Annotated in this window: 19 protein-coding genes; 7 read left to right on the top strand and 12 right to left on the bottom strand. The window is 44.0% G+C overall.

Features of this window, described 5'->3' with window-relative positions; genetic code table 11:
* Positions 1 to 18 precede the first annotated feature (18 nt).
* Positions 19 to 321, top strand: a complete 303-nt coding sequence (locus VRU48_RS18090) for a hypothetical protein (protein WP_330109327.1) — start codon at positions 19 to 21, stop codon at positions 319 to 321.
* A 35-nt stretch (positions 322 to 356) separates the two neighbouring features.
* On the opposite strand, the gene VRU48_RS18085 is transcribed toward VRU48_RS18090, so the two are convergent.
* Positions 357 to 866: an SH3 domain-containing protein gene (locus VRU48_RS18085; RefSeq protein ID WP_330109326.1), complete on the bottom strand. Its 510-nt coding sequence runs from the start codon at positions 864 to 866 to the stop codon at positions 357 to 359.
* A 191-nt stretch (positions 867 to 1057) separates the two neighbouring features.
* Between VRU48_RS18085 and VRU48_RS18080 the strand changes: the two genes are divergently transcribed.
* Positions 1058 to 1525, top strand: a complete 468-nt coding sequence (locus tag VRU48_RS18080; RefSeq protein ID WP_330109325.1) for a hypothetical protein — start codon at positions 1058 to 1060, stop codon at positions 1523 to 1525.
* 118 nt (positions 1526 to 1643) lie between these two features.
* Here the strand turns inward: VRU48_RS18080 and VRU48_RS18075 are convergent, their stop codons facing one another.
* On the bottom strand, positions 1644 to 3392 hold the full coding sequence (locus VRU48_RS18075) for a M61 family metallopeptidase (protein WP_330109324.1): 1749 nt from the start codon (positions 3390 to 3392) through the stop codon (positions 1644 to 1646).
* 208 nt (positions 3393 to 3600) lie between these two features.
* On the opposite strand from VRU48_RS18075, the gene VRU48_RS18070 reads away from it, so the two are divergent.
* The 4 genes from VRU48_RS18070 (at position 3601) to VRU48_RS18055 (ending at position 10098) form a co-directional block, all read left to right on the top strand.
* On the top strand, positions 3601 to 4710 hold the full coding sequence (locus VRU48_RS18070; RefSeq protein ID WP_330109323.1) for an efflux RND transporter periplasmic adaptor subunit: 1110 nt from the start codon (positions 3601 to 3603) through the stop codon (positions 4708 to 4710).
* Complete coding sequence (locus VRU48_RS18065) at positions 4707 to 7820, top strand: efflux RND transporter permease subunit (RefSeq protein ID WP_330109322.1); 3114 nt, start codon at positions 4707 to 4709, stop codon at positions 7818 to 7820. Before VRU48_RS18070 ends, VRU48_RS18065 begins: the two co-directional genes overlap by 4 nt.
* An 80-nt stretch (positions 7821 to 7900) precedes the next feature.
* On the top strand, positions 7901 to 9217 hold the full coding sequence (locus VRU48_RS18060) for a TolC family protein (protein WP_330109321.1): 1317 nt from the start codon (positions 7901 to 7903) through the stop codon (positions 9215 to 9217).
* Positions 9218 to 9234: 17 nt separating this feature from the next.
* Positions 9235 to 10098, top strand: a complete 864-nt coding sequence (locus VRU48_RS18055) for an N-acetylglucosamine kinase (RefSeq protein WP_330109320.1) — start codon at positions 9235 to 9237, stop codon at positions 10096 to 10098.
* Between the two features lie 155 nt (positions 10099 to 10253).
* Here the strand turns inward: VRU48_RS18055 and VRU48_RS18050 are convergent, their stop codons facing one another.
* The 3 genes from VRU48_RS18050 to VRU48_RS18040 all read right to left on the bottom strand — a co-directional run bounded on the left by VRU48_RS18050 (position 10254) and on the right by VRU48_RS18040 (position 13636).
* Positions 10254 to 10451: a hypothetical protein gene (locus VRU48_RS18050; protein ID WP_330109319.1), complete on the bottom strand. Its 198-nt coding sequence runs from the start codon at positions 10449 to 10451 to the stop codon at positions 10254 to 10256.
* Entirely contained in the window at positions 10448 to 11971 is a 1524-nt protein-coding gene (locus VRU48_RS18045; RefSeq protein WP_330109318.1) for a glycoside hydrolase family 10-like protein, read from the bottom strand. Before VRU48_RS18045 ends, VRU48_RS18050 begins: the two co-directional genes overlap by 4 nt.
* A gap of 72 nt (positions 11972 to 12043) precedes the next feature.
* Entirely contained in the window at positions 12044 to 13636 is a 1593-nt protein-coding gene (locus VRU48_RS18040; RefSeq protein ID WP_330109317.1) for a M20/M25/M40 family metallo-hydrolase, read from the bottom strand.
* Between the two features lie 495 nt (positions 13637 to 14131).
* On the opposite strand from VRU48_RS18040, the gene VRU48_RS18035 reads away from it, so the two are divergent.
* A complete protein-coding gene (locus VRU48_RS18035) occupies positions 14132 to 15751 on the top strand; it encodes a P-loop ATPase, Sll1717 family (protein ID WP_330109316.1) in 1620 nt (539 codons plus the stop codon).
* Between the two features lie 193 nt (positions 15752 to 15944).
* Here the strand turns inward: VRU48_RS18035 and VRU48_RS18030 are convergent, their stop codons facing one another.
* The 7 genes from VRU48_RS18030 to VRU48_RS18000 form a co-directional block, all read right to left on the bottom strand.
* Positions 15945 to 17216, bottom strand: a complete 1272-nt coding sequence (locus tag VRU48_RS18030) for a DUF1501 domain-containing protein (RefSeq protein ID WP_330109315.1) — start codon at positions 17214 to 17216, stop codon at positions 15945 to 15947.
* Between the two features lie 8 nt (positions 17217 to 17224).
* On the bottom strand, positions 17225 to 19198 hold the full coding sequence (locus VRU48_RS18025) for a DUF1800 domain-containing protein (RefSeq protein ID WP_330109314.1): 1974 nt from the start codon (positions 19196 to 19198) through the stop codon (positions 17225 to 17227).
* Between the two features lie 176 nt (positions 19199 to 19374).
* Positions 19375 to 20829 carry a glycoside hydrolase family 30 protein gene (locus VRU48_RS18020; protein WP_330109313.1) on the bottom strand — a complete coding sequence of 485 codons (1455 nt, stop codon included), beginning with the start codon at positions 20827 to 20829 and terminating at the stop codon, positions 19375 to 19377.
* Positions 20830 to 20966: 137 nt separating this feature from the next.
* Entirely contained in the window at positions 20967 to 22244 is a 1278-nt protein-coding gene (locus VRU48_RS18015) for an MFS transporter (protein ID WP_330109312.1), read from the bottom strand.
* 7 nt (positions 22245 to 22251) lie between these two features.
* The gene (locus VRU48_RS18010) at positions 22252 to 22476 is read right to left on the bottom strand and encodes a hypothetical protein (RefSeq protein WP_199140690.1); all 225 of its coding nucleotides are present in this window, start codon (positions 22474 to 22476) and stop codon (positions 22252 to 22254) included.
* 11 nt (positions 22477 to 22487) lie between these two features.
* Complete coding sequence (locus VRU48_RS18005; RefSeq protein WP_330109311.1) at positions 22488 to 23078, bottom strand: TetR/AcrR family transcriptional regulator; 591 nt, start codon at positions 23076 to 23078, stop codon at positions 22488 to 22490.
* A 105-nt stretch (positions 23079 to 23183) separates the two neighbouring features.
* Positions 23184 to 23717 (bottom strand): metalloprotease family protein, encoded by a 534-nt coding sequence (locus VRU48_RS18000; RefSeq protein ID WP_330109310.1) that lies wholly within the window; start codon positions 23715 to 23717, stop codon positions 23184 to 23186.

Raw genomic sequence — 23717 nt, 5'->3', positions numbered from 1 at the left:
AATAAAACAATTAAGCAAATGCAAGTCCTAGAAATCGTAGTCATCGGCACCAACGAGCCCATCATGCAAACCATTGCCCGACTGATTGACCAAAAAGAAGAGTGGAAGGCCAAACTGGCCTATTCTGTAGCCGAAGCCTTAAACATCTGTCTGCAGGAAAGCATCAAACTGGTGTTGATTGGAGCCGGAATAACCGAGGAAGAAATCGACAGGCTCAAACTCGAATTGGCCGAAAAACGACCACAATTGCCTATCATGAAGCATTATGGAGGCGGCAGTGGCTTGTTGTTTGCCGAAATTTATCAGGGTTTGGGAAGTTAAACCTGATAGGCATTACAATCAATTACCTAGACAAATTAGTTACAGGTGGTATACGGATTGCCACATTGTTCCTCCATGGGCAACCAACCCAAAACGGTTTTGCCTTCCCCTACCTTAAGCCACCCCTTGTGGTAAGCTAACACTTTCAATTCATTGGGATTGTATGCCGCTGTAGTAACTTTCGAATTCCGCTCAAACGACTGGTAGAATCTGATTTTCTTGTTGCTGGCCTTGGCATAAACCGCCAGCTTTTCTGTGTGGCTGATCCAGCCTCTGATGCTTTTACCGGCAATGGCATAAGCAACTTCTACTTGGTAGCAATTGTTTTTGCTATCGAGAATGGTAATCATCAGGTAGTCTTCGCTCGCAAAATGATGGCCTAAACTGGCTATTTCCTTACTTTTTAAGGCATCGCTGTAAACCTTTATCTTTTCTTTAGCAGCCAGGGAAAGAAAAACCATACAATCATGTTGCGTTATGCTTTTGAACGACAACAACAGTCCGATAGAGAGCAATACGAACACCAACGCTATTTTGGCTTTCATAGTTTATTTTTATGGCCTCTAATATATCTATTGTTTTTGAAACTGATGTAAACCACAGCTACTCAGCAAAATGGCTCTTTTATTTTCCTTGCAAAAACCACCAATTTTCAAATATTTTACATAAATCAAACACAACGGCACAAAACTTGTTAGGTAGTTAAAAACTATTTATAAAAATTAAATCATTAGTTATGAAAAAATTACTTTTTACTTTAATTGCAGGCGCAGCACTTTTAACGACAGGCTTGAATGCACAAGCACAAGCTTACAAAACCGGTGCGGGTTTAGGCATCGATTTTGGCAACGGTGCTACAATGGTTGGTCCTTCAATTAAACACTTCTTCAACCAAAATAGTGCAATTGAAGGTGATGTTTTATTTGGCGGAAGTTCTACTTTGATCCAAGCATTTTATCAATACAATGCACCAATTAAAGGTGCTCCAGGCCTACAATGGTATTTGGGTGGTGGCCCGGGCATTAACTTGTACGATGGCGGCTCTACCTTTATGATCCGTCCGATGGTAGGTTTAGACTACAGGATTTCTGGCGCACCAATCGGTTTCAATTTCGACTGGAGACCAGCATTGCAATTTTATGATGGTGGCAATGACTTCGAAGCCGGAAGATTTGGCCTAGGCATTAAATACATCTTCAAATAAGAAGAGCATTGATAAAAAAAGCCCCGAGCGCATTGCTCGGGGCTTTTTTTATGTTCATCAGTTCATTGGTTCATTAGTCGATTGGGCAATCACCTATGGACTGAAAACCGCTAACCGTCTATATTCCCATCCATTTTTTGCGAACGGCCAACTGTTGCGGCGTTGCATCTTCTTTGATGGTTGTTTTAAACTTAACGGCATCGTTATTGGTTAAGGTTATGGTCAGGTCTTGTTTCAAACCATCTCTTACAATACTCACTTTTACCGTTTCGCCTACTTTCTTGCTCGAAATTTGGGTCATTTTTTCTACTAAGGCTTCGGCAGGTACATCATCAATGGCCACAATTTCATCGTTTACGTTTACGCCACCATTCCAAGCGCCCGAACCACGAGCCACGCCAGTTACGATAACTTTACCGGTAGCCCTGCTGGTTGTTGCGCCAAAATAAGGCGTGCTTTTGCCTGCGTTTTCGTTTACAATATCGATACCGGCATAGCCAAAATATTTGGCGAACTCGATTTCGTCGGTACCATTTACATATTTGGCCCAGAAGTTAGTGAAGTTCATCCCGCTGATTTTCTCTACCATCGCCTTGAATTCGGCATCGGTATAGCCACGTTTCAAGGTTTTGCATTGCAGATACATGGCTTTCATTACATCGTCGAGGCTTTTGGCACCTTTAGTAGCATTGGCAATTTCCAAATCCATTAATAGACCAACCACTTCGCCTTTGCTGTAATAAGAAATGAAAGTATTGCGCGAGTTCTCGTTCGGACGGTAAGCACCGTTGATCCAGGCATCGAAGCTCGACGCGGCAGCCGACATCAATTTAGAGCCTGGCGTATTCATTACCGTACCTACTGCACCAGCCAAACCGCTTACAAAGCCATCTTGCGGGGTAAAGCCTGCCCTTAACATAAACTTGTTCTCGTAGTACGAAGTAAATCCTTCGGCCACCCACAAATTGGTGGTATAGTTCTCGTTATCGTAATCGAATGGGCCTAAAGCAATCGGGCGCAATCTTTTGACGTTCCACAAGTGGTGATACTCATGCGCTACCAAGCCCAAGAAACCATTATAGCCTCGAGGCGTACCATAGGCATTGCGCGATGCACCTAAAACCGTTGAATTTAAGTGCTCTAAGCCGCCACCACCTTGCGCATAGTTGTGCACGATGAAAGTATAGTGCTTATTCGGATTTTCGCCATAAACTGCCGTGGCCTGCTCTACAATTTTGGCCATGTCTACTTTCAAGCGTTCTTTATCGTAATTGCCACCACCATACATGGCTACTTCGTGCCTTACGCCGGCTGCATTAAATTCGAAAACATCTTGGTTGCCCACTTCGATCGGGCTGTCGAACAAAATATCAAAATCTGATGCGGTGTAGGTGAATTTCTGGCCCGGAACTGGCTCCAATCCGGTGCTTACCTTATCCCATGTGCCAAAAGGAATAATCTTAACCGTACTTGGCGTTTTGATCATTCCGGCAGGGTACATAAAAATATTGGCCGACGAAAGGAAGGCATGCGAAGCATCGATAAATGCCGTACGCACCGAAATTTCGAACGCGTAAACCCTATAATTGATTTTTACGGCATTGGCTTTGGCATTGAAAATCCTCCAGGTATTTTTGGTTACTTTTTCTACTTTAACGGCTTTGCCATTGGCAGTTGCGCCAAAGCTTTCTACGCTTTTGGCAAACTCGCGCACCAAATAAGAACCCGGGGTCCATACCGGCATTTTTACATCGACATAGTTTTTGGCCGCAATGCCCGACATGTTCATTTCTACTTCCGCATAATGTGCCTGCGGCTCTTTGAAACTTACTTCAAAGTTTATTTTTACTTGTGATTTGGCTGCCATAGTAATAGATAGGAGTATGACTAATCCGAAAATTGATTTATTCATTACTGTTATTTAGTGATAGTTGAAAGTTTAAGGGCAAATTTAAAATTTCTAAGTTTTTAAAGATATATATTTATGTAATAAGCTGTAACATACTTAGTACATCAAATGATTAGAAAAACAAATAAATATTTTTGTACGTTAACCCATTGGATTAAACACACGCATGAAAATCAGGTATATCATCTACACGCTCTTAGCCATAGGCCTGGCCTATTTGGTTTATTATAGAATTTCTGAAAACAAAAAAATCGCAGCCGAAGGCAATGGTGCCAAAGGTGGCGGCGGTGCAGGTGGCAAGAACGGCAAGGGAGGCAAAGGCGGTCCACCATTGGCCGTAGAAGGCGTAGTCGTACAAACCGCCAAATTTGACAACGACCTTGAAATTACAGGCAGCATAGAGCCTAACGAATCGGTTGTTTTGCGTGGCGAAGTATCGGGCTTGGTAACCGGCATCTATTTTAAGGAAGGCAGCAATGTAAGCAAAGGCGCTTTGCTGGTTAAAATAAACGACAGAGATATTCAGGCGCAGCTGAAAGACGCCCTAACCAAAGAAAAGCTTTCGGCCACGAACGAGAATAGGGCTAAGCAACTGTTGGCCAAAGGCGCTATCAGTCAGGAAGAATACGACACTTCATTGGCCGACCTGCAATCGCTAAAGGCACAGACCCAACTGATTAGGGCACAGCTGGCCAAAACTTCGATTTTAGCCCCTTTTAGCGGCAAAGTTGGCCTCAGGTCTATTTCTGTGGGCGAATACCTGACCCCATCAACCACCATTGCCAACTTGGTGAGCACCAATCCGGTAAAAATCACGTTCTCCATTCCGGAAAAATATGCTGGACAAATCAACCAAAACGCCAATATCGATTTTCATATAGACGGCTCGCACCAAACCTTTAAGGCCAAGATATTTGCCTTAGAACCGGGCATTAACCAAGCTACCCGTACACTCCAAATCAAAGCACTGGCTCCTAATGCCGATGGCAAGCTTTTGCCGGGCTCGTTTGCCAAAGTTAAACTGGCCTTGGCCACCATCAACGATGCCATTTTGATTCCGAGCGAAGCCATTATTCCGGTGCTGAATGGAAAAACCGTTTACATCAGCAAAAACGGATTGGCGCAACAGGTAAAAGTAGAAGCAGGCAACCGTACCGCCGAAAGCGTACAAATTACCTCGGGTCTTAACGTAGGCGATACCGTGCTTACCACGGGTGCCATGGCGCTAAAACCTAAATCTCCGGTAAAAGTTAAACTGGTAAAAGCTAAATCATGAGTATTTCGACCACCAGTATCAAACGTCCGGTTCTTGCCATTGTAATGAACTTGGTCATTATCCTGTTCGGGGTAATTGGCTATAACTTTTTGGGCGTACGCGAGTACCCTTCTATCGATCCGGCCATTGTTTCGGTGCGTACTTCCTATCCGGGAGCTAACGCCGATATCATCGAATCGCAGATTACCGAACCTCTAGAAAAATCGATCAATGCCATCGACGGTATTCGCAATATTTCTTCTTCGAGTAACCAGGGAACGAGCAACATCACCATTGAGTTTAACCTCGACAAAAACATCGACGAAGCGGCCAACGACGTGCGCGACAAAGTATCGCAGGCCGCCCGAAGCTTGCCAAAAGATATAGACGGTTTGCCGATTGTGAGCAAGGCCGACGCCAACTCGGATGCCATTATTTCGATGACCATCCAAAGCGACAAACGCGGGGTAACCGACCTGAGCGATTTTGCCGAAAACGTAATCGCCGACCGCATCCAAACCATTCCGGGCGTAAGTAGCGTACAAATTCAGGGACAGCGCAAATATGCCATGCGTATCCGTATCGACCCGAACAAATTGGCCTCTTATGGTTTGACTTCGCAGGATATTGTAACGGCGCTCGACCGCGAAAACGTAGAATTACCCTCGGGAAAACTAACTGGAGCCACTACCGAGCTAATTGTAAAAACCCTGGGCAAACTTACCACAGCCGACGAGTTTAACAACCTGATCCTTTCTAGTGATAGCAATAACGTAGTAAAGCTGCAAGATGTGGCCTTTGCCGAAATGGGTTCTGAAAACGAGGAAACCGTTCTGCGCGAATCGGGCAAACCCATGGTAGCCATTGGTATTATTCCGCAACCGGGTGCCAACTACCTCGACATTAGCAAGGAGTTTTACAAACGCTTTGCCAAACTGGAACAAGACGTACCTCAAGACATTAAGCTCAAGGTAGCCCTTGATACCACCCTCTTTATCAAACGTTCGGTAACCGAAGTAGCCGAAACCATCTTGCTTTCGCTGGTTTTGGTAATTTTGATCATTTACCTGTTTTTTAGGGATTGGGCCATTGCCTTTAGGCCATTGATCGATATTCCGGTATCGCTTATTGCCACTTTCTTTATCATGTACATTTTTGGTTTCTCCATTAACGTACTCACGCTTTTGGCCATTGTATTGGCTACGGGTTTGGTGGTTGATGATGGTATCGTGGTCACCGAAAACATCTTTAAAAAGGTAGAAGAAGGGCTCTCGCCTATCGAAGCAGCCATTAAAGGCTCGAACGAGATTTTCTTTGCGGTAATTTCCATTTCCATTACCCTGGCCGCGGTATTCCTGCCTGTAATCTTCCTACAAGGATTTGTGGGGCGCTTATTCCGCGAATTTGGGGTGGTTATCGGCGCCGCCGTGCTCATATCGGCCTTCGTATCGCTAACCTTAACCCCGATGCTGAATGCCTATTTGATGAAAAAGGGAGGCCATACGCCATCGAGGTTCTACAACTTTACAGAACCTTACTTTGTGAAGCTGAACGAAAGCTACAAGAGCAACCTGAACAAGTTTTTAAACAGACGTTGGATTGCCGTACCACTGATTTTGATCTGTATGGGGCTGATTTTCCTTTTCTGGAAATTGTTGCCGAAAGAAACAGCGCCCTACGATGACAGAAGTGCCATTAACCTGAGCGTAACTACGCCAGAAGGTGCCTCTTTTGCCTATACCGATCGTTTTATGGCTAAGCTGAGCACCATGATCATTGATTCGGTGCCCGAGAAAAACGTGCTGATTACCATTACTTCGCCGGGCTTTGGTGGGGCGGGTTCTACCAACTCTGGTTTCTTGCGCATGGGCTTGATCGACCCCGACAAACGAGAGAGAAGCCAAAAAGACATTGCCGACAAGCTGACCAAAGCCACCAAAAAATATACCGAAGGCAAGGTAACCGTTACGCAACAGCCTACCATTTCTGTGGGGCGTAGAGGTGGTTTGCCAATCAGCTATATTATTCAGGCACAAAACTTTGAGAAGCTGCGCGAGAAAGTGCCTCAGTTTATGGACGAGGTTTCTAAAGACCCTACTTTTACCACCTCAGATGTTAACCTGAAGTTCAACAAACCCGAAATCGACCTTACTATTAACCGCGATAAAGCGAAAAACCTGGGTGTTTCTATTGTTGATATTGCCCAAACGCTACAATTAGGCCTCAGCGGACAGCGCTTCTCTTATTTCTTTATGAATGGCAAGCAATATCAGGTAATTGGCCAGTTTGACGTGAGCGACCGCAAGGAACCGCTCGACCTGAGTTCGGTTTATGTAAGAAACGACAAGGGCCAGCTTATCCAATTAGACAACCTCGTAACGACCAAGGAAGAAAGCAGTCCGCCACAGTTATACCGCAACAATCGTTTCATTTCAGCTACGGTTTCGGCAGGTTTAGCACCGGGCAAGAGCATCGGCGATGGTATCGCGGCTATGGACAGGATTGCGGCCAAAGTGCTCGATGAAAGTTTCTCGACCGATTTAAGTGGCGAATCGAGGGATTTTCAGGAGAGTTCTTCCAATACCCTATTCGCCTTCGGCTTGGCCTTGTTGTTGGTTTACCTCATACTTTCGGCACAGTTCGAAAGCTTTAAGGATCCGATCATCATTATCCTTACGGTGCCAATGGCGGTTGCCGGTGCATTTTTATCGTTATGGCTATGTGGCCAAAGCTGGAATATTTTCAGTCAGATTGGCACCATCATGCTGATTGGTTTGGTAACCAAAAACGGCATTTTGATTGTAGAATTTGCCAACCAGCTTAAAGAGCAAGGCAAATCGGTACACGATGCCATTAGAGAGGCAGCCGTTTCGCGACTAAGGCCAATTTTAATGACCAGTATGGCCATTGCTATTGGAGCTTTGCCTATTGCCATGGCCTTGGGTGCAGCGGCCAAAAGCCGGATGAGTATGGGTACCGTAATTATTGGAGGTACTTTGTTTTCGTTGGTTTTAACCTTGTTCGTTATTCCGGCTATTTATTCTTATTGGTCTAAAGAACACAAGGAAAATACCGAGTTAAAAGAATCTTTAAACGCCGCATTGGCCGACGAGGGGCAAGACAAAAAATAAGGAGAGAATGAAAGGTTTGTGGATTGAAGGAATAAAGCCATTCAATTGTTCAAAACTCGATCATTCAAAATTTAACATACATGAAATTGAAGTATTTTATATTTTTTATCGTTAGTGGTTGGGCTGGCTTGTGCAATACTGTGACTGCGCAAGAGAAACTCACGCTGCAAGACGCCATTACCATTGCCCTGCAAAACAACTACGATATTAAACTGATCAATAACAATGCTACTATTGCCAAAAACAACGCCAATGTGGGCAATGCAGGCATGTTGCCGAGTGCATCGGGCACGTTTAGCACAGGTGGCAGCAGACAAAATACCGTTCAAACGCAATCTACTGGTACGCAGCGGGTAACCGACGGCGCCAAAAGCACCAACATGTCGTATGGCGTGGGCTTAGACTGGACCATTTTTGATGGCTTTAAGATGTTTGCCAATTACGATCGATTAAAGGCTTTAGAACAACAAGGCCAGGTAAATGCCAAGGCACAAATCCTGACCACTATTTCTGATGTGATTACTGCTTATTTCAACATGGTAAAGCAGCAACAATTGGTGGTAGCTTCTGATAGTGCCCTCGATATTTCTAACCTGAGGCTAAAAATTGCCAACAACAAACTGGAAATTGGTCGCGGTTCTAAACTGGATGTATTGGCGGCTAAGGTCGATTACAACACCGACACTTCGACCTACCTGCAGCAAAAAAACCAGCTGGCTACTTTTATGGTTACCCTAAACCAATTGATGGCCCGCGATGTGAACACCAAATTTTCGGTAGCAAGCGATATCACGATAGACAATACCCTGAATTATACGGAGCTGGCCAACCAAATGCAGCAACTCAATCCTTATTTGCAGAGCGCCATGCTGAGCAAAAAAATTGCCGAACTGAACCTGAAACAGGTAAAGGGCAGCCGTTATCCGCAGGTTAGCCTCAACAGTGGCTATGAGTTTTCGCGCAGCACCACGCCTACCGGCTTTAACACCAAGTTTAGGGCCAACGGCTTAACCTATGGGGTAACGGCCAGCGTAAACATTTTTAATGGCTTTTTGCAACGTCAGAACGAGCGCAATGCGAAAGTAGAAATCAGCTCGGCCAGTCTTTCATTGGATAAGGTAAAGCAAGACATTAGTGCGCAGCTGACCAGCGCCTACCAAAACTACAGCACTTTTTTAGAGCTGGTTAAACTGGAGCATCATAACGTTGACATTGCCAACCAGAATTTGGATATTACTTTAGAGAAATATCGCTTGGGCAGCATCGCGCCACTAGAACTAAGGGAAGCGCAACGCAACGCCATCGATGCCAATAGCCGCTATATCGATGTGCAGTATCAGGCTAAATTGGCCGAAATTGCGCTAAAAGAAATCAGCGGTACGTTAAATATTCAATAAATTGCTATTTTTAGTGCATGATTTTAGTCGCAGATAGCGGTTCGTCCAAAACAGATTGGATGGCCTATAGTCCAAATCAGATCTTATCTTTTAGTACGCAAGGCATAAACCCTTATTTTGTAAATGCGCACGATGTGGTCAAAATCCTTTCCAAAAACAAGGAAATTGCCCCTTATGCCACGGCTGTTAAGGAAGTTTATTTTTTCGGCTCGGGTTGTTCGTCGCCGGATAAGCACGAGATTATTTCTAACGGACTATCTGCATTTTTTACCAAGGCCTTTATCAGCGTAGACCACGACCTGATTGGTTCTGCCTATGCCACTTGTGGCGATAAAAAAGGTCTGGCCTGCATTTTAGGCACCGGCTCCAACATTTCGTATTACGATGGCCAAAACGTACACGATGGCAAACACGGACTGGGCTATGTATTGGGCGACGAAGGTTCGGGCACTTATTTTGGCAAAAAGATATTGCTTTCCTTTTTGTATCAAACCATGCCTGCTGATTTATGCGAAGCTTTTGCCAAGGCTTATGAGGTAAACAAAGACATCGTTATCGAAAACATCTACCAAAAGCCCTTGCCAAATTCGTACTTGGCGGGATTTAGCCGCTTTATGAAGGCACATCAATCGCACCCGTTTATCCAGCAGGTGCTGCACGATGGCTTTCAGGAATTTATCGACACCAATGTAAAAGACTATAAATCGTACCGCAGCCTCGAGTGTAATTTTGTAGGTTCTATTGCTTATTACTATCAAGACGAATTGCGTGCTACTTTTGTGGCCAACAACATCAAAGTTGGCAAAATATTGCAAAAGCCTATCGAAGGAATTTTCGATTACATCCTCAAAAGAGAAGGCATTACATTGCAAATGAGTTAAACCACTTACGCCGCTTTGGAAACGCCGTAAGTGAGTTCTTTCCTAATTAGCCACCCCGCCCTTTGGGCACCCCTCCCGCGGAGGGGAATTGGAAATTGTTTCTCTTACTATCCAACTAGCTTTAGAGCTTCAATGGGCAACTGCCAACCGCTTACTTATTTCAAATCGTCTACTTCATAGCTCTGCAAAATCCAATTGCCCTTGGCATCTTGCCCATAATTGGCTTTGTAGTTGGAAGCCGGTGGAATGGTAAAATGAAAACTGAACTGCTTTGCCGCTGGATCTTTGGGAATAAAATGATCCTTGATGGCGTTGGCAGTTGCTTCTATCAGTTCTTTTGGCTGTGTTTTCATGGTTTGCTGTTGATGAGCTGGTGTTCTTCAAATTCGCTTTCGTTGCCGGTACGGTCTACTGCAGTTACGGCATAAGCATTTAAGGGAATTGAAGTCTTGGCTCCTTTAAGAACCGCTAAGATATCCAAAAATTCGTCTTTGCGGTTCAAAATTCTATAGTTCCATTTATCGCCGTATTTAAAATAAACCACCCACCTAAATACATCGTTTTTTTCTGGATGGCTCCACTTGATTTGCCAAAGCGAATCTTTCGATGTAATGGTTACAACTGGCTTCTTAGGAGCTTTTTTATCCAGCCATTCGCTAGGTGGCACCAAGGCCTGTTTCTGATAGGGCCCATCAATAAGCCCTTGCCTTAGCTTTTCATGCTTCACCAAACCGGCCATGCTCCAATGCAAAGCACCCTTGCTATTGGGCAACATGCCTCTGGTAATCATGATCTGATTGATGATTTCGTCTACATTCTTCTCGTCGCCACCCAAGCCGATGTTCATGCCCGGCCACAAATGCCTGCCTTTGGTATTTTCAGACTGCCACCAGCCCAACAGTACTGGAAAACTCAGCTTTTGTGCATTGACTGTCCAATACAACTGCGGACTGAAATAATCGACCCAACCTTTATTGAGCCATAACTTGGCATCGGCATAAAGCTTGTCGTATTGATCCATGCCTTCAATAGATTCGGGATAACCCGGACGCCAAATGCCAAAGGGACTGATCCCGAATTTCACATATTTTTTCTCGGCCTTGATTTCTTTATATACCTTTTCGATAAAGCTGTTTACGCTTTCTCTCCGCCAGTCGCCACGGCTCAGTTTGCCTCCGCTTTGCTGATAAGCTGCCCAACTTTGGTCGTCGGGAAAATCGGCACCGCCATTGTACGAATCGTAGGGATAAAAATAATCGTCGAAGTGCACGCCATCAATATCATAACGCTTTACAATGTCTTTCACTACCGCCAGCGAATGCTCCTGTACTTCCTTTTTCGACGGATCCATCCAGTACTGCCCATCTTTCAGTTTAACCACCAATTCGGGTTTGGCCTTTACAATAGACTTGGCACTTGGCTCGCCACCCGACAAATGATGGGCACGGTAAGGATTGAGCCATACGTGCAGCTCCAAGCCCCTGTCGTGCGCCGCTTCTACCCAAAAGGCCAAAGGATCGTAATAAGGTTCTGGGGCCTTGCCTTGTGTACCAGTCAGAAAAAACGACCAGGGTTCTAAACTGCTTTCATAAAGTGCGTCGGCCTGTGGCCTGATCTGCAAAATGGCCGCATTGAAATTCAATTTTTTAAGCAGGTCTAATAAGACAATGGCTTCCTGTTGCTGTTCGGTCGTTGTTAAGCCCGGCTTGCTTGGCCAGTTAATGTTGGCCACTGTTGCAATCCATCCCGCCCTGAATTCCTGCATAGCCTTAGGGGGCCTATTTAGTGCTTCGTTGGGCGTGGTTTGCACCTGGCCGTAAGCGTTGAAGCCCAGCAAAGCCACCAAGCACAGTATTGTTCTTTTCAATATCATTGTATTGGGTTTGACAGCAAACAGACCATAGCTTTATCGGCCATGGTCTGTTAAATGTATTTAAATTGATTACTAGTTTACGCCACCTTTACGGATTGCTTTTGTCTGTGGAGGCCAAACGCCCGGCTTGCCCGTACGTTCGTTAACCGGCAAGGTAATTCTTTCGTTTGAAGTTCTTTCTGGATCTTCGCAGGCCATGTAAACCATGATCGCGGCTAAAATGGCATTGCTCCTGATTTCGTCGAAAACCAATTTGTCGTAGCTATCGCGATTGGTGTGCCAAGTATAGCTGCCGTAATCCCAGCTGGTAGAGCTTAAAGAAAAACCCGGAGCGCCTACGGCCACAAAAGAGGCAAAATCTGAACCACCACCACCTGGAGCACCAGGGAAATTGGTTTTGATCTGGTTTTTGATGGTATCAGGCACTTGGGCCAACCACCTGGTTAAATAGTCTTTGGCTTTTGCAAAACCCTGTCCCGAAAGGTTAACTACACGACCGGTTCCGTTGTCTTGGTTAAACAAGGCCTGCAGGTTGTTTACAATTTCTGGATGATCTTCTACAAAAGCTCTCGATCCGTTTAAGCCCTGCTCTTCGCTGCCCCAATGGCCAACCAAGATGGTTCTTTTCGGATTTGGATAGAATTTCTTCAACAAGCGCATGGCTTCCATCATCATAATGGTACCCGAGCCGTTATCGGTGGCACCGCTGGCACCATCCCACGAATCGAAGTGGGCTGATAGCATCACATATTCGTTTGGTTTTTGCGTGCCTTTGATTTCGGCAATGGTGTTGAAGGTTGGTACCAAGCCCAATTCTTTTGATTCGGAAACAATGTTAAGTACCGGTTTCGAACCGTAGGTAGCCAAGCGGTAAACCAGGCCATAATCTTCTACCGATAAATCAACCGTAGGAATTTTGGTGGTATTGGCACCGAAAATCTTATCTACGCCCCAGCCTTGCGACCAGTTGTTGATGATGATACCTGCAGCACCTGCTTTTTCGATGGCTAGAGCCAGGTTTTTAGCGGTTAAACCGGTTTTGGTCAAGCGATCTTTCCAAGCTTTGGCGGCATCGTCTTTTTCCTTTTTAAATTTGTTGTACAGGTCTTTGGTTGCAAATTCTTCCCAGTTTTTATCCGGGCGACCCGATACTGGATTCATCGAAATCATCACCAATTTGCCTTTTACATTAGGCAACCAGTTTTGAAACGCCATTGAATCGGCTACTTCTGGCAAGATAATGGCCTCGGCCTTAACGCCTTTACCCGATGTTGATGGACTCCAGGCCAATTGTGTGCCTTCTAAGGTTCTTACCCTTGGGCTGATCAGGTCGATGTGGCTTACGCCTCTTTGCCAGCCGCGCCATTCGCCCCATTTTTCGTTTCTGGCCGAAATGCCCCAGTCGCTATATTTTTTTACAGCCCAATCGTTAGCTTGTTTCATTTGCGGACTGCCTACCAAACGGGGACCCACAACATCCAACAGCTCGTGAGCCAGTTTCTCGAGTTGCGAATTGCTGTTTTCTTCGTTCACGATATTGTTGATGACAGGGTCTTTGCTGCTTTGAGCGAAACTCAAACTGCCACAGCACATGCTGGCACCAATAAACATGGCAGCGGCATACCTTGCTGCAGAAAAGCCTTTGGGATGTAAAAAAGTTTTCATCTGTTTAAATTTTGTTTTAACGGTAATGAAATAGCCATGGGTGATTATTGAAGCAAATGGCCTCAAAAATCATAGCGGTTTCACGAATTATCCTTAAATAGTTTAGTTAATACCCGAAAGATAGAACTTTGGGCCCATTTTAACAATAAAGAGAAAGCCCCTACGGCGATTGGGAAACACCAAGGGGCTTGTTATCAAATAAGTTACATAGCTAAGTTCGACAAGAGCCATATCTAGAGGCTTCCAAAAAAGGCCATCTTCTTAATCGTTCCTTTAACGCGATGAAAAATCCAGCATAATTAAGAAGAAAATAAACAGACAAAATAAAATTGTTCTACAAATATTTACTCATGAGAATTCTGAAAACCAAATGAGCGCTCATTAAATATCAACATTGTTAACCGTTTCGTTAAATTAAATTGCAAATTGATTTATATCTGACATATTGCTAACTTGCATCAACTCGACAATTTTTGAATTTACATTTGACGCTTTATGAAAAATTATCTTGAATTAAATCTTGGGTTTGGAGATGCTGAAAATTATAAAAAAAAGGAAAACAAACAATTACTTAATAAGTATTTTATTAGGAATGACGAATTATATGCAATTCTAAATCCTTCAAATTATTTTCTAGTCGGTGATAAAGGCACAGGAAAGACCGCATATTCTCTCTACCTTTCGAATACCGAGTTTAAAAACACAAGTTCGTACCTCAATTATATAAGAGAAACTGAGTATGTGAAATTTATTAAGTTAAAAGAAGAAAAGCACCTCACACTTACAGAATATACTAATATTTGGAAGGTATTGATATACTTGTTAATTTCTCAGCAAATACAAAAAGGCGAGAAAGACACAACTTTATTTTCAAAATTGTCAAAATTCAAACCATTACAAGATGCGATCAATGCATTTTATAAATCAGCATTCTCTCCAGAAATTATTTATGCATTAAATATTATTGAAGAGACCAAGGAGGTTGCCGAGTTAATGAATCAATTCTTTAAAATTGCTGGAGAAGAGAAATATACTGAAAGTTTTACTGAAAGTAAATTTCAAATTAATCTTTTATATATCCAGAAAAGATTTGAAGAATCTTTGTCATCACTTAAACTTGAAAAAAATCACATTCTATTCATAGATGGGATTGACATCAGACCAAGAAATATCGGGTTTGAAGATTACCTAGAATGCGTAAAAGGATTGGCAAATGCGGTTTGGACTTTAAATAATGATTTTTTCTCCCAAATCAAGGATTCTAAAGGAAGATTAAAGGTCATGATTTTAGTACGACCTGATATATTCTCACAACTCGGATTACAAAACCTCAATAATAAAATAAGAGACAATGGCGTCCTATTAGATTGGAAAACAAATTATAACGCATATCGAAGCTCTGGTTTATTCAAAATAGCTGATAATATTCTCAACACCCAACAATCTGAATTCTTAGATTTAGGCAAATCTTGGGATTATTACTTTCCATTCAAGAATGAAATTAGAACCGGAAAAACAGACGATTCTTTCATTTCCTTTCTTAGATTCTCAATGTTTAGACCTAGGGACATTATAACTATGATGAAAATATTACAAGAAAACATAAAGTCTGAAGCAGGTCGTAAACTACCTATTATCGATAGCCTAGATTTTGAGGCTTCATCATTTAGAACCAAATACTCCGACTATCTCCTAGGAGAGATAAAGGATTATCTAGCTTTTTATCATTCAGATGCTGACTACGAGATATTTTTAAAGTTTTTTGAATTCTTAAATGGAAGGGTGTCATTTAGTTATGATGAATTTATGCATTGTTATAACGAGTTTGCAAACCATATAGAAAAGAACTCGATAGATATACCAGTATTTTTTGAATCAAGCGATAAATTCCTTCAATTTCTATTTGATTTAAACATTATATGTTATATAGAAGATACAGAAGAATCCGAACCTCATATTCATTGGTCTTTTCGAGAGAGGACCTATTCCAATATAAATCCAAAAGTAAAGGAAGGGGTTCGGTACTCGATACATTATGGTCTATCAAAAGCCTTTAATACTGGAAAAAAATTTGAAAAGCGCGTTATAAAAAACACCAGAAAAATAAAGAAATAATAGAGATTACAATAACATCATGAGCAATTAAATTCGAACTAGCATTCATTAATAAAGAATTTAGAAATTTAATTTACACGTTCATAAACTATTTATATGCTTTCTAAACTCTTTTTAATATGAATTTGGAGGAAGCCATGAGGTAGATCCAAAAAAATAGAGAATAGACATCGCAAAGGAAATCGGATTTGTCTTAGATTCCCCGCATCACCCCAATCTGCTTACCTGTCCAATCTGGGAAAAGGATTTTATCGTTGTGGATGCTCAAATGCTTGTCGGCCACTTCGCTAAATACAGCCCTAAAATCGGTGGTTACCGCTAAATCCCTACCATCTTCCAAATTCTCTTTAGCCAATGGATTAACGATTCCGTGCACCAAACCGCCATTTACATCGTTACCCAAAATAAAATTACACGAAGCCCGTCCGTGGTCGGTGCCACCGGTTCCATTTTGCGCAACGGTACGTCCAAATTCGGTCATGGTCATTACCGTAACCTCATCTTGGTATTTGCTCATATCGGTCCAGAAAGCCATGATGCTATTGCTCAGGTCGTTTACATTGCGGGCAAAAATGCCGGTTTCGGTACCTTGGTTAAAGTGCGTATCCCAACCGCCCGATTCGGCAAAAGCCACTTCCAAACCCACGTCCATTTTAATGAGCTGCGCAATCTGTTTGAGCGAGTTGCCCAGTGCCGTATTCGGATAAACCGCATTGTATTCGGGTTTATAATTTTTGGTATCGGTTTTCTGAAGCATTTTAATCGCTTCAAAGCTTTCTTTGCCGGTATCTTTCAACAAACCCGACGAGGTTTGATCGTACAGGTCTTCAAAGCTTTTCGAAGCCATGTTGGCTCCCGCCTGATTGCCACGCAACTGGATATTGAAATCGGCCAGGTTGCTGATGGCCACTGCCGGATTATCGCCATAAAACGACCTTGGCAAGGAAGAAGTTAAACTTACCCCCTGAAACGGCGTAGCAGCCTCGTGGCCCAACAAGCCAACTGCCCTATTGAGCCAACCGGTTTCGGTGCCTTTGTTAAACGGTGTACCCGATTCCATGAAATCCTGCGCATCAAAGTGCGAACGCGTATTGTTGGGCGAACCGATACCATGAACAATACCCAGACGCTTTTCGCGAAACATTTGCTCGAAAGCGGCCATGGATGGATGCAGTCCAAAACGGCCATCTAAATCAATCAGGGGCTTATTTTTTCCACCTTGTGCCGCCGACATAAACAAATTGGGGCGAACAGCCTTTAAGTAGTTGTCGGTAAAGGGCGTAACAGCCATTAAACCGTCCATGGCACCACGCTGAAAGATGCACACCATGATTTTACGTTTTTTGAACAAGCCCGGGGTTACGGTACCAGCAACGGCATCGGCCAAAAATCCGGGTATGCCACCCAAGCTAATTCCAAATAAGGCCAAGCCTCCAGCTTTGATAAATCCTCTTCTCGAAGTCATGATAAATTTTATTTACGTTGAAATTCTGGTGATCCGATAATTACCCCTACTACTTGTGCCAACATGGAATTGTTTCCTGCCTGCTGGCCCGGCATATTGTTAACTAAGGCTTTTTTGCCTTTTGGTTTCATTTGATCGGCATTTTCGCCCATGATATTGGCATCTTCGTTGGCCATGGTATTCATTTGCTGAGGCGCTCCATGCTGGGCGGCGGCCTTGGCTACATTGCTTTCCAAATCCGGATTGTTGAGCATAGGTTTTAGCCTCGAAATGGTTTCGTCGAGCTTGCGTTCGGGCATCATCAATTTGCCATAGATGCTCAGGGCCGCTTCGCTGCTCTCGGGTTCGTGGTTGTTATTGAGTGCGGCCAAGTCGAAGCTGATGCCTGGAATACGTTGCGAAGCCAGGGCCAAACCAAAGTTCATCCTGTTTAGCAAAGACCCTGTATTGATCCAGTATTGTCCACGGTCTGGAAAACCAGTTGGAGCCTGATAATAGTACATTTGCTGTCCCATTTTATTGATCCAGGTGTACAATTGATAAGGTTGCTTAATGGTAGCATCCAAGCTGCGAACCGCACTGATGGCCAATTCGAAAGGCGATTTGGTTTTCTCGCGCAGGGCATCGGCCGACCAGAATTCAGGTGCACTGGCCATAGTCATCAGCACTTGTCTGATATCGCCATTGCTGCTGGCAAATGTTTTGGCCATTTTATCAATTAGGCTTTGTGGTGGGTTATCGCTCACAAAACGAACGGCAATTTTCTTTGAAATAAATTTAGCCGTTGAAGGATGATGGGCCAACATTTCCAACAATGCCACACCTTCTTCATAACCACCACCGGCCCTAAATTTTTTGCCCAATACTACTTTCTCGCCATTATCGTGACGGTTCATGGCAAAAAGAAAGTCGCCTTCGTGTACAAACCCCTGCTGGCGCAATTTATCGTCGCCAACACGCTCCATCAGTTTTTTGATCGGCGCACCATAGCCGTTTTCGCCCATTGGCGCAATGGTCCAGCCGGTTAAAACACGTGCGGCCTGGGTTACGTCGGTTTGGGTGTAGCCCCCATCAACGCCCAAGGTGTGCAGTTCCATCACTTCGCGGGCATAATTCTCGTTAAGCCCCTGCTTTTTGTTCTTGGCATTGGCTTTTGCCTTTTGCATGAGGGCTTCTAGCCTTTTACGCGATTGTGCCTGCCGATTGCCCGTAGCCATCATCTCATTGGCAGGTTCTTCCATGGGCGCTACGTTATTGCCTGTGCTGCTGAAATTATCAAGGTACATGAGCATGGCCGGCGATTTGGCCGTAGCCAACAAAAGCTTATCGAATGGACCAAACACATTGGGACGAATTACATCGCGCTCGTAGGCAGGCACAAAAGAGGCACACTGGTTTTTGCTGAGCGATACATTGAAGTGGTTGAACCAAAAATCGGTCATGAGCTCACGCAACTGGTTGTTGCCGTAGGTGGCCCTTAATATTTTTTGATTGATAAACTGTCGATATAACTCCTGTTGCGGCCTATAGCCTTTGTCTTGCATGTACTTGGTCATAGTAGCGGCATACTCTTTTCTATTGGCGTTGTTTACCGAATCTTTCGGAATATAGCCATCCCTAACGGCAAAGCGAACCAATTGTGCCCTGCGCGGGAAGATGTTTTCTACTTCGGTATTGCTCAGGTTAATGGCATCGAGCTTCGCCAACATCGGGTCGAGTTCGGCATCTGACTGGTTGCCTTCCAACTGCTGCTCGAACCATTTTTCGAGCCCCATTTTAACCACGGCATCTACATCGCCGGGGCGGGCACCATAACTGAAACGACTGAGCAAATGGGCCGCAGCCTGCTGTTCGGTTAAACCGGCTTGCTTGTAGGGAAGCACAAACTTTTCTTTTTCACGAGAATTTACAAACGAAGAAAAAACAATAGCCGACCCGAACACAAGTAGGCAAAAGTAGAAATGGTGAATTCGTTGTTTCATATTTCAGGACAATTACCATGCTATGACAACAGAAAAACGATAAAGATTAATCGAAGGATACGAAAAAACAAAAACTTAACATTGGATGTCCATAAAGCTTCTCCAACACCCTCAAAAAACAAACCCCGTCCCGACTTTACATCGGAACGGGGCTGTCTATTAAGCATTAGCATTTATTACTTAATAATCAATGTGCTGATAGAATGTGCTTCGCTTATGGTTTCGGCGGCCTGGCCGGCTACCCATAACTCGTAAGGCAATTTTTGATCGGTTGTATTCATCACGACCACCACTATCGAACCATCCGGATTTTGGAAAGCAGTACTGCTTAACATGGTACGGCTCGGTGCGCTGATGATTCTTTTGGCACCTGGCTTAATGTATTTAGAAAAATGACCGATGTAATAAAAGGAGTTGTTGTACATCAGTTTACCCGATTTTACATCGGCATGCACCGGTGCAAAGCAGAAATTGCCCACATGGTTTGGCCCACCGTTTTCGTCGAGCAGGATATTCCAATCGGTCCAGGCCACGGTACCAGCATTAAAATCGTTGATCATCGATAGGCCATAGCGTTCGCCAAGGGTCCAATCGTTGATGCGATCTAAACTGAATTTCTCCACGCAACCCTCGGTAAAAATCAGTTGTTTGGTTGGAAAAGCTTCTTTTACCCTTTTCAGGTTCTCGAAGTTCTGGTTGCTGCCAGTCCAGGTTTCGTACCAATGGAAACCGATGCCCCACAGGTATTTTTCGGTCTGCGGATCGCTGAACAAAGTGGAGGCCCTTTGGTAAATCAGGTCACGGTTATGATCCCAGCCAATCAGTTTTTTGCCGGCCATGCCATTTTTGTGCAAGGTTGGACCTAAGAAGTTCTTGATAAAATCTCTTTCTTCTTCGGCGGTATAAATGCACGATTCCCAGCGTTGCGTAGCCATCGGTTCGTTTTGCACGGTAAGGCCCCAAACCGGCATGCCTTCTTTTTCGTAAGCCTGGATAAATTTAATGTAATAATTGGCCCACGACTGGTGGAAAGCCGGCAATAGCGATCCGCCTTTAAGCATGCTGTTATTGCTTTTCATCCAAGCCGGCGGGCTCCAAGGGCTTACAAAAAGATTAACCTTTCCTGCTGTTGCCTGTGCCTGTTTAATCAGGGGGATTTTGAACTTGCGGTCGTGGTCGATGTTAAAGGTTTTCAGGTCTTTGTCGCCCTCGGCCACATAGGTGTAGGTATCGCTCGAAAAATCGCAACTGTTGATGTTGGTACGCACTACAGTATAGCCAATGCCTTTGTTTTTATCGTAATAGGCGGTTAGCAATTCCTGCTGGGTGGCCTTAGGCAATTTGGCAAATACTTCGGCCGAAGCATCGGTAATGGCACCTCCTACGCCGATAAAAGTCTGAAAGGTTTTGTTGGGGTCGACAAAAATACTGGTTTGTGTTTCCAGTGGCTGTTTGGCAGGCTTAAAGCTCAATACAGCGGTCTCTTGCATGGGTTTTCCTTCGCCTTTCACCGTACTGTAAACGGTTACTTTTTTACTGGCGATGGCAACGGTTTTCTTTTGTTGGGCAAAAGAAATGGTACTGCCCAACAAAGCAGTGGCAAGCAAGGCAATTTTCGGGTACTTGTTCATATCTTCTAAATGGTTTGCAAGGCAATCTGTTGAGTTTAATGGTTCAAAACAACAAATTGCCCATTTTACGTGTAAAAAGTACACCAAGTTACAATCTCTGCAAGATTATAACGACAAAAACTGCGCAAACGTTTGCCTTACATGCCTTCGCTCAGCACTGCCTCTTCTATTTTGGCAGCACCCTGCTGGTTGCCTTTTTGGGCAATCATCTTGCTTACGCGGTACATTAAGAAGATGCTGAGGATAGAAATAACCACAATTACATAACCTACGATATCGTAGTTCTGCAACGGACTGGCCTTGCTTTTTTGGGTTACAATCATTCCAGCAACCGCAGCAGCCACGCCACCTGCAATCTGTTGCAAGGAAGCGTTGATGCTCATGAATGCACCACGGTCTTCCAGATCTGGTACGGCACTGGTTAAAGCTGACGAAGGTACCATGCGGCTCATTACGCCGGTCATCATCAAAATGTTAAAGATGAGCACTAGCCAAAAAGGAGTTGGACCCAAATTAGTATAGACAACACACATGATCATCATCCAAACCGAAGCGACGGCGAAAATCTTTACTTTACTAACCTTATCGCTCAAACGACCAATAAAAGGCATGATGACCACTGAAGACACCCCCGAAACCATAAATAGCATGACCAGTTGATCGTTAGAAATCTTGAGGTTATTAATGGCAAATGCACTGCCAAAAGGCATCATCATAAAACCCCCAATAGATAATAAGGCCGTAGCTGTAAACCCGATACGGTGCTTACGTTTTTTAATAGTATGCCATAGGTGCATAAACGCCGATTTGTCTCGTTGCACGGCCAAGTGCGCGGTTACCGGTTTTAGTTTGAGCAAGATTACCACAGCTATCAGTACGGCCAAAGAGGCAACCATTAAAAACGGTGCTTCCCAATTCCATTTGCCAGCTATGTATAAGCCAATGGGAACACCTAGCACTTGGCTGGCTCCAAAGCCCATCTGGATAAAGCCCATTACCCTACCACGTTGCTGCAGGCTAAACAAATCGGTAATGATGGCCATAGAAATGGAGCCGATTACCCCGCCAAACAAGCCTGTAATGATACGTGCGGCAACCAATTGCGTATAGGTATTGGCAAGACCACAGAAAAAAGTACCGGCAATAAATCCGATGTAAAAAAACAATAATAGTTTTTTGCGGTCGAAACGGTCGGCAAAGCCAGCCGTTAACAGGCCTGAAATACCTGCACTAAAAGCATAGGCAGATACGGCCACACCAAAAGCTGAAGGTTTCAGGCTCATCGACTTCATCAGCATATCGCCCAATGGCGACATGATCATAAAATCGAGGATGACGGTAAATTGGGTGATGGCCAATAAAAAAATCACCAGCTTCTGATAGCCGGTTAAAGGGATAATTTCTTGTTGTTTCATTTGTTGGTTAAGTTAATTCGCAGCAGAAGTGTCCCTGCTGGTTAATCAGTTCTATAATTTGCTGATGTGTTAGGGTATACGAAACCACCCTAAGCACATAGTCTTGATCATCTAAAGCGATGTTCCATTTGGCAATGCCTTCGTGGCCATCTAAAATAGCCTGTAATTTGGCTTTGCAGGCTTCGCTCTTGATATCGGTTTTAAAAAGGAGGATGTGGTCAAAATTTTCCATGGAATCAAAATCTAATTCTTGAGCGCCTTAATTACTAAATCGAAAGTCTGCCATAACACTTCATCGCTCAGTTTAAAAGGCTTGCCACCCAAACTCTGCCCTTCGCGGTCGAACCGGATGAGCGAATAAAGTGGCGAATAGGCTATCGACCAAAATACTTCGAAGGGCATGGCATTGACTTCGCCCCGTTCAACCACCTGGTGCATGAAGCGCGCGATGACATGCTTGAACTTTTTCATAAAATCGTCTAAAAAGCGCTCTTGGTAAGTAGAGGTACGCAACTGTTCCAAAAACAAGCCCGATACCGGATTTTCGCTGATAAAAGCATAGCGGTTTCGCCATTGCACCCGCATTCCCTCCTCAAAAGAGGCTTCGGGGTCGAAATCCTTAATCATGGCATCGCCCATGCGGTCGCCTTCTTCTTTGGCAATGCTGATGATGAGGTCGTCGCGGTCTTCGTAGTAGATGTAGAGCGTTGCCACCGAAATGCCACAGGCCTTGGCCAGCTTGTTCATGCTAAAGCCTTCAAAGCCATCTTCAACAATTAGCTTGATGGCCGTTTGCTTTACCAATTTTACCTTTTCTTCATCCCTAACTCTCATGGGGCACAAATATAAATGAATATTCATTTACTTATGTGGGATTTTGATTAAATTTTGGTAAAATCCAAATTATGACATTGTGCCAAGAATAATGGCCCTACTTTATCAGGCCAAAAACTTGATGATGATATAAGGCAAGCCCAGTGCAACGGCCCCGCCATAAATCAGGTCGAGCCAAAAAAAGGAGCCCAAAGCACCCAAGTAAATAAAGCCCACAATTGGCGTGACCAACACTTTGGAAAGCCATGAAGTTTGCCCAGACTTTACGACAGATTTCCATAACGAAGCGGCATCGCCGGTACTTGGAAAAGCATGTACACCAATGGAGATAGCCAAATACATCAACAAATAGTCTAAAATATTTGCCGACTCAAATTTGAATTGCAAAGAAGCCGAAAGTCCAATGATAAAGCACAAGAGCGTATTGATAATGAAAGGCCCTACCGAAATAAAAACCGATTGGTAAACTTCTTTTGCCGGCTCATGGATTACATAACCCACCGGATTTTCGGTACGGAAATAACAAACCTCGAACACCGGAACCTTAAACCATCTGCAAAAAAGCTGATGTGCCAGTTCATGGACAATTACGCCTGGAAAAGTAACGATGCTAATGACAATACCTGGAATAAAAAACAT

The sequence above is a fragment of the Pedobacter albus genome, assembly GCF_036324255.1.
GTDB lineage: Bacteria > Bacteroidota > Bacteroidia > Sphingobacteriales > Sphingobacteriaceae > Pedobacter > Pedobacter albus.
The sequence above is the reverse complement of the archived record's forward strand: the minus strand, read 5'-3'. Positions and strand labels throughout refer to the sequence as shown.